Source organism: Acinetobacter sp. MF4640, assembly GCF_002018895.1.
Taxonomy (GTDB): domain Bacteria; phylum Pseudomonadota; class Gammaproteobacteria; order Pseudomonadales; family Moraxellaceae; genus Acinetobacter; species Acinetobacter johnsonii.
This window is the reverse complement of record NZ_MVOM01000016.1, coordinates 60,309-68,614: the sequence shown is the minus strand read 5'-3', so window position 1 is coordinate 68,614 and position 8,306 is coordinate 60,309. Positions and strand designations below refer to the sequence as shown.

Annotated in this window: 6 protein-coding genes and 1 tRNA gene; 2 read left to right on the top strand and 5 right to left on the bottom strand. The window is 41.8% G+C overall.

Going from position 1 to position 8,306, the window contains the following annotated elements; all coding sequences use genetic code 11:
* The first annotated feature begins 476 nt into the window (after positions 1–476).
* A complete protein-coding gene (gene gltA / locus MF4640_RS07550) occupies positions 477–1,751 on the top strand; it encodes a citrate synthase (RefSeq protein ID WP_004695551.1) in 1,275 nt (424 codons plus the stop codon).
* Between the two features lie 147 nt (positions 1,752–1,898).
* Here the strand turns inward: gltA and MF4640_RS07545 are convergent, their stop codons facing one another.
* From MF4640_RS07545 to MF4640_RS07530, 4 genes are all read right to left on the bottom strand, one after another.
* A complete protein-coding gene (locus MF4640_RS07545) occupies positions 1,899–3,491 on the bottom strand; it encodes a flavin-containing monooxygenase (protein WP_078389152.1) in 1,593 nt (530 codons plus the stop codon).
* 18 nt (positions 3,492–3,509) lie between these two features.
* Positions 3,510–4,355, bottom strand: coding sequence for an SDR family NAD(P)-dependent oxidoreductase (locus MF4640_RS07540; protein ID WP_078389151.1), 846 nt, complete (start codon positions 4,353–4,355; stop codon positions 3,510–3,512).
* A gap of 15 nt (positions 4,356–4,370) precedes the next feature.
* Positions 4,371–5,327, bottom strand: coding sequence for a metal-dependent hydrolase (locus tag MF4640_RS07535; protein ID WP_078389150.1), 957 nt, complete (start codon positions 5,325–5,327; stop codon positions 4,371–4,373).
* A 183-nt stretch (positions 5,328–5,510) separates the two neighbouring features.
* On the bottom strand, positions 5,511–6,017 hold the full coding sequence (locus MF4640_RS07530) for a type IV secretion protein Rhs (protein ID WP_078389149.1): 507 nt from the start codon (positions 6,015–6,017) through the stop codon (positions 5,511–5,513).
* Positions 6,018–6,220: 203 nt separating this feature from the next.
* Here MF4640_RS07530 and MF4640_RS07525 point away from each other — a divergent pair, with 203 nt between their 5' ends.
* Complete coding sequence (locus MF4640_RS07525; protein WP_078389148.1) at positions 6,221–7,846, top strand: NAD+ synthase; 1,626 nt, start codon at positions 6,221–6,223, stop codon at positions 7,844–7,846.
* 117 nt (positions 7,847–7,963) lie between these two features.
* On the opposite strand, the gene MF4640_RS07520 is transcribed toward MF4640_RS07525, so the two are convergent.
* Positions 7,964–8,040, bottom strand: a tRNA-Met gene (locus MF4640_RS07520).
* Positions 8,041–8,306 lie beyond the last annotated feature (266 nt).

Here is an 8,306-nt window from a genome sequence, read left to right as displayed (position 1 = left end):
CTTATATACCGTTTTCGAAATACCAAATAAGCTATTTTTTATACAATTAAATCATTTTTTTTGAGTCACTTATTGTTTTTAACAATGACTACGAAAGCAGCATTTTCTTTTTAAAATGATGCGTAAGTTACGAGAATCATAATAAATGTAAATATATGACGACTTGAATTCTGTTTCTTTTCAAGCGCTTTTTTCAATATAAAACTGCTTACAATTGCGCCAGCAACATTTTTTATTTATGCACTTGCTCGTTGAATTAACTTATTATAGTGTGTCGGTGCTGTGATTTTATGCAAATTTTAATGGATTAAATCTTAACTATAACTTCGGAAGTCATCATTTTATCCATAAGTATAATTGACAAAATTTCAGCACTCTCTACTCTTAGAGCAAATTTTTAATCCGTCTGATTCGTGCATTAAAAGATGAGTATTTCGAGTCAGATAAATCATTCACCAGGACAGGAGATCTATTGAATGTCTGAAGCAACTGGCAAAAAAGCCGTTTTACAGCTTGATGGCAAAGAAATTGAATTACCAATTTACAGCGGCACATTGGGCCCAGATGTAATCGACGTTAAGGATGTATTGGCCGCAGGTCACTTCACTTTTGATCCTGGTTTTATGGCTACTGCTGCATGCGAGTCTAAAATCACTTTCATCGACGGTAACAAAGGTGTGCTTTTACACCGTGGCTACCCAATCGACCAGTTAGCAACGAAAGCTGACTACTTAGAAACTTGCTACTTACTTCTCAATGGCGAGCTTCCAACAGCTGAACAAAAAGAAGTATTTGATGCTAAAGTTCGTAACCACACTATGGTTCACGATCAAGTTAGCCGCTTCTTCAATGGTTTCCGTCGCGATGCTCACCCTATGGCGATCATGGTTGGTGTAGTTGGTGCGCTTTCTGCCTTCTATCACAACAACTTAGACATCGAAAATGTTGATCACCGTGAAATTACAGCGATCCGCTTAATTGCTAAAGTACCTACTTTGGCTGCGTGGAGCTACAAGTACACTGTAGGTCAACCATTCGTTTACCCACGTAATGACTTAAGCTACGCTGAAAACTTCTTATACATGATGTTTGCTACGCCAGCAGACCGTGATTACAAAGTAGATCCGATCCTTGCTAAAGCAATGGACCGTATCTTCACGCTTCACGCAGACCACGAACAAAATGCTTCTACGTCTACAGTACGTTTAGCTGGTTCTACTGGCGCAAACCCATATGCATGTATCGCTGCGGGTATCTCTGCACTTTGGGGCCCTGCTCACGGCGGCGCGAATGAAGCTGTTCTTAAGATGCTTGATGAAATCGGCACTGTAGAGAACGTTGCTGACTTCATGGAAAAAGTGAAAACTAAAGAAGTTAAACTCATGGGCTTCGGTCACCGTGTGTACAAAAACTTCGATCCACGTGCGAAAGTAATGAAAGAAACTTGCGACGAAGTTCTTGGTGCGCTTGGCATCAACGATCCACAGCTTGCTCTTGCTATGGAACTTGAACGTATCGCGCTTTCTGATGAATACTTCATCAAACGTAACTTATACCCGAACGTAGACTTCTACTCAGGTATCATCCTTAAAGCGATTGGTATCCCGACAGAAATGTTTACAGTAATCTTCGCGCTTGCACGTACTGTTGGTTGGATCAGCCACTGGTTAGAAATGCACAGCGGTCCATACAAGATCGGTCGTCCTCGTCAGCTTTACACTGGCGAAGTTCAACGCGACATCAACCGTTAATTCGGTCTGCGTTGATAGACAAAAAACCACCCGTATGGGTGGTTTTTTTATATGTTGAACTCTAAACCTGCAATTCATGAATGATACACTTAAAGTATTAAAAGGCCTGAACAGACTCAGGCTTTTTTAATACTTAATGTGACTAATTTAAGCTTCAACAACATCGTAGTGTTTTAGCTCAAGCGTAGATAAACGTTGCTTTAACTCGGCCAATGACCACGGCCAAGCCGCGAAGTTACGCCCATTTTGATCTAAATAATAGCTTGAACAGCCACCTCGGTTAAATACGGTGGTTTTTAAATGAGTTTGTACCTTGGCATTGTGATAACGCAGAACATCTCGTTTCACCACCATACGTTTAAAGCCTTGCTTCTTCATTTTTAGTAGACCATCTACAATGTACTGAATTTGAGCTTCAGCAATGCCAATAAAAGAGTCATAAACCAAGATATTTGGGCCCAATACCAAAAAGGCATTCGGCACATTTTCCAAACTTGTACCCAAGTACGCTTCTGGAGAACTTTCCTTCCAAAGGTCAGCCAATCGCTCACCTTGAGCATTCCATACACGCTGGCCAATTGGAGGATGTGCCACTTCAAAACCAGTTCCCCAGATAATGACATCGACCTCAAATCGCTCCCCATTTGCCGCAATGACACTCTGCCCATCAATCTCGACCAAACCTTGTGGCAACAACGTGACATTGTCTTCTTGCAGCGCTGGATAATAGTTGTTGGCAAATAAAAGTCGCTTACAGCCGATCGAAAAGTTAGGCGTTACGGCTTTACGTAAGGTGTCATCCTGTATTTGCAATTTTAATAATTGACGGCTTAAAATATTGACTGGCTCAAGCAGTGACGGATGACGAAGCCCAAAGTTGATCCCATTTAAAATACTGGAAACACTCTTCCTCCAGCCTTGCTGAATCATCGGGAATTTGGCCACCAGCGACTTTACACTAGCATTCAGCTGCATATCCGCTTTGGGCAAAACCCACGGCGCAGTACGCTGAAATACGATCAACTCTTTCGCCAACGGTTGAATTTGTGGAATAAACTGAATGGCAGATGCACCTGTTCCAATCACTGCAACCCGCCTCCCCGTTAAGTCATAATCATGTTTCCAACGGGCTGAATGGAACATTTCTCCTTTAAACCCCTCTATCCCTTTAATTTTAGGTAAGGACGGTTCTGTAATCGGCCCTGTGCTAAAGATCACGGTTCGTGCTTGATATGCCCCTTGAGAAGTTTCGAGTTGCCAAATATTCGTCTCATCATTCCACTTGGCACTGAGCAACTCATGCTGAAAGCGGATTTTGTCTTGCAATTCAAACTGTTCAACCACCTGTTCCAAGTAACTTAAAATTTCAGGTTGTTTCGCAAATAAATGGCTCCATTGATGACTAGGTGCAAAGGAAAATGAATACAATGCCGAAGGTACATCACAGCCACAGCCGGGGTAATTATTATCACGCCACGTACCGCCGACCCTATCCGCTTTTTCTAAAACCAGATAGTCCTGATAGCCGACTTGTTTCATTTTATAAGCCGCAGCAATCCCCGAAATCCCAGCACCTACAACAATGGTATCGTAAGTATGTACGGCTTTAGGACGAAGCACAGCCTTTTTACGGGTTTGCTTAGGTTCAGCCTCCGTACTTTTCGGCGTCGTAGTTTGATCTTGCATTTGATCAGACGGCTCTTGCACATCTGCTTGCTCTATCTCTAATTGCGTTTCCATATTCATTTTTCTCTATTCTTATTTTTTGATTTGATTAAACAGTGGGTAACCCAAACCTAAAAGCTTGACGTATAAGCTTGGCGATGCGCGTTTCATCCACCAAAACAATTTGGCATCAGGTTGTGGAATGGTATAAAGCTTGCCTGCATCTAGGCGATTTAATGTTTTTTTGACCACAGCATCACTGGTGGTAAACGCATGGTTCATCAGCAGTTTGTCAGCCAGTCCAGAATAGCGACTTGGCAAACGCCCATTCTTCATAATATTAGTGGGCACCAAGGTCGGGCACAGCACATTGACTGCAATGTTATAGGCATGAAGCTCTGAAGCTAAGGTTTCTGATAGAGCCAAAACACTAGACTTGGTCACGTTATACGCTGTCATTTCAGGGGCTGCGGTATAGCCCGCAGCCGATGCTACATTTATGATTGCACCAAAGCCTTGCTGTTTAAATTTAGGTACAAAGTAGTGGCAACCATGAATTACCCCCCACAGGTTGACGTGCATACACCACTGCCAATCCTTCAGCGATACCTCATCAAACTTACCACCTAGACCAACTCCCGCATTATTGATGAGCAAAGTAACAGGATATCCCAAAAGCTGTTCCGCTTGCTCCGCCAAAGCATGTACAGATTCTTTTAATCCAACATCACAATGCACCGCATAAGCTGACGTAGATGTCATCGACTGAATTAAATCTACTGTCTCCTGTGCCGAGCTTAAGTCAATATCTGCACAGATGACATCACCACCGCGTTTTGCCAGTTCCAGTGCAAAGCTACGACCAATTCCACTGCCTGCACCCGTTACAACTGCGTAAGCCTTTTCACTTGGTTTATTTTTTTTACTCAACAGTCCCATGTCATAACCTCCTTTTTATGATTTAAGTACTGGAGTAAATTCTTTGGTGAAATAGGGGGTTAATACTCCTGTTTCAGGATGTAGTAAACGCTCTTTGTAATAATCTAAAAATGCAGAAGTGTCATAATCATTCGGATGAAAGCTCGGACGTAAATAGTCAAAAATATGCATCCAACTACTGCCATAGACACCACGTTTCAGCCCAAACAAGAGGCTGAAACTCCGCGGCACATCCTTCCAATAACTAAGACTCACCAAATTAGACGGTTTGCGATAAAACGGAACAAAAACTGACGCCACAGAGATCAGCAGTAAAATAGTGATAAGGGCTGGAAAAAAGCCCGCAATACGTAAGGCATAGTTATTGGAAAGTGATTGAAACACATCATATGCAATGTCTTTGTGCTCAGATTCCTCTAGCATATGCCACATCCAAATCGCCCGTTGCTTTTCATCTTGAGAATCGAAGAAAATCTCTTCATGGTTCATCATGTATTCAGACAGCACTGCGGTAAAATGTTCAATGCCTGCCATCAAAGACAATTTCATCGGCTGCGGTAAGCGATTAAAACCGTAGTCAAAAACGATTTCAGCTAAATAGCGAAAAATGCCAACGGGTAAATCAACCTGTTTAAAAGTATCGTTCAATTCTTCATGTAGCTTTGAATGCAGTGCCTCCTGTCCAATTAAAGAAGTCACACGTTGTTTTAATACAGGATCTGTGAGGAAATCACGGTGATAACGGGCGGTATCAATCACCAAGTCTTCACCATAGGTCAGAAAGATCGAGAGTGATGCGAAGTAAGCACTGGCTAGCTCCGCATTTAAGTAAAATTTGGGATCAATTTTCTCAGCTTCAAAGTCAAATTTCATATGCCGAATCGGAATAATCGCAGACTGTTTTTCAGCATCAAATACGGGTCCTGCAAAAATTTGGCTGGCTTTGCCTTTCAATGGAAGAGCAATACGCATAGGACATTCCTTCTTATTTTTAGCTCATTTTTCAGGCTCAATCTCACGATTTTTACCTGTGCTTTGCATTCAAAATAAGAGTCCGCTTCCCCCATGCCACTGGCATTTTTCTTCAAATGATTTGCAATTTATGACTTTAAAATCTGTTGTCTAACAATCACTCCACAGATTTATCTATCGGGGTCAGAACGAGGCTTTGTGTGCCACAAAAGGAATGCACTGCTCATAGGCTGAGCACTCTTCGCCATAGTGTTTTTTGAGAAAATAGTCTTGCACCATTTGCGCCTGCTGTTCAATGCCATAGCTTAAAAACTGCTTGCCTTGTTTTAATGCATAACGATATTGACGGTTAAAAAGTGCCTTACGGACTACAGCGAGTCCCTGCTGAATTTGCCAAACATGCGTTAATTCATGAATCAACCAAGCTTGTTGATGAATCGGTTGGTCGGCAAAGTTTTCGCACCAGTCTTTGATATTAAAATAGACATGTCCATTGGGGCTAATCGCATAATGAGGCAGCACTGCCCGATGTGCGATAATTCGAACCGAATCCATGTTCAGACTGTTCCCAAAAATACTGCTGGCAAGCTTTTTCTCCCCTTCAGTCAAGGGCCGATTTTTAAGTTCAAACTTTTGCTGTATTTTTTGTAAAAGCGGTTGAAACCACACAATCACACTCCATAAAGACATTAGAATAATTTGTTCTTTTTAAGGACATTTACGGATTTTTTTTAGAATATCCCTTAAAAAAAATCGCATTTCGTATATAGTATTCGCACTTATTATTGATTAATACTTCTATTTGTTTATCGTCACTTACACCACGTAGAACTTATAGCTATAACAAACTCAATCGTCGTGTATATCCCTATAGGTATAGGATTTAGTTGGAAATGAAAAGTTTTAAAATTGCACTTGCACAGTTCTCTCCGCACATTGGCAACCTTGAAGCAAATGCCCAAAAAATGTTGGAGCAGGCCAATGAAGCAAAAAAACAAAATGCTGATTTAATTATTTTTCCAGAACTTTCGAGCATTGGTTACCCAGCAGAAGATTTACTTCTACGTCCAAGCCTAACCAAACGCACGCAACAAGTTTTTGAACAACTTAAAACAGTAAAAGACATTGTGATGGTCTTTGGTTTTGTCAATCAAACTGAAGACGGTCAACGCTACAACGCCGCTGCGGTCATGAAAGATGGACAGGTTTTGGGTGTGTATAACAAACAAAACTTGCCAAACTATAGCGTGTTTGATGAAAAGCGTTACTTCACCGAAGGGCATCAGCACCTTGTTTTTGAATATCTGGGTCATAAGTTTGGTGTGTTGATTTGTGAAGATGTTTGGTCACTTTCAACAGTACAACAACTGGCACAGCTCAATGTAGAAACGGCTTTGGTCTTAAATGCTTCACCATATGAAGTCGGTAAGCCGCAGCACCGTGTTGAAACCATGTCTGCACTGGCGAAACAAATGAACCTCAACTTGGTTTATGCCAACCAAGTTGGCGGTCAAGACGACCTGATCTTTGATGGTACAAGCTTCGTGATTGCGAAAAATGGTTCAGTTGTACTTCAAGCAGAAAGCTTTAAAGAGTCTCTGTATTTCGCGGAATACGAAGCAGAACAACAAGCTTTTAAGGCCAATGCGCTGCCGCCTGCTTTAGACACTATGGCAGAGATTTATCAAAGCTTAGTGATGGCGACTCGTGACTATGTACAGCGCTCAGGTTTCCCCGGAGTAATTTTGGGTTTATCAGGCGGGATCGACTCAGCTCTAACCCTTGCAATTGCGGCCGATGCGATTGGCGCCGATAAAGTCCAAGCCGTAATGATGCCATATACCTATACCGCTCAAATCAGTGTAGAAGATGCAGCTGAACAAGCGAAGAGTATGGGGGTGACTTTTGGGATTGCTGAAATCAACCCGATTGTGAACAGCTTTATGCAAACGCTTTATCCGTTTTTTGGCAACAGCCCTGCGGATGCAACTGAAGAAAACTTACAAGCACGTGCCCGCGGAACACTGCTGATGGGTTTATCCAACAAATTTGGCAATTTAGTCCTGTCTACAGGCAACAAATCAGAGTTGGCGGTGGGCTACTGCACGCTCTATGGTGACATGGTGGGTGGTTTTGCAATACTGAAAGATGTGTATAAAACCATTGTGTTTGAACTTGCGAAATACCGAAATAGCATTTCAGACAAGCCTGTGATTCCTGAGCGTGTGATTACTCGCCCACCTTCAGCAGAGTTACGTCCAGATCAAAAAGACCAAGACTCTTTACCGCCATATGATGTACTGGATGCCATTTTGTATGCCTATATCGAAGAAGATATGAGCCAAGATGACATCATTGCCAAAGGCTTTGATGCTGAAGTAGTTGCAAAAGTGATTCGTTTGGTCGATTTCAATGAATACAAACGTCGCCAAGGTGCAATTGGTCCGCGTATCAGCTCACGTGCATTTAGCCGTGAACGTCGCTACCCAATCATAAATGGCTGGAAAGCTGGCGTATAAGCACTTTCTCCAATAAAAAAGCCCAAACATGTGTTTGGGCTTTTTTATATCGACATATTCAAATCTATTTTTTACGCACAAAAAAAGAGACCAAGCTGAGAGCTTGGTCTTTAAAAATGGTGGCTATGACGAGACTTGAACTTGTGACCCCCGCATTATGAGTGCGGTGCTCTAACCAACTGAGCTACATAGCCGTAAACTGTGGGGGCATTATCTATACATATTAAACACCCGTCAAGCCCCACCCTATCCCAATGATCAGCATTTAAACAATTGATAATTAAATGTTTAAAATTAATACATATTTAGAAAAAAAACATAGGGCACAATAGCTAAATATATAAAGAAAATTACCCTTACTCAGATCAAATCCTTGCTTATTGCTACACTCATAACAATACTAAGTGCATGCCACCTCGTGAGTCCAGTCTTGGTCAATTATAATCACGCTCACATAGAT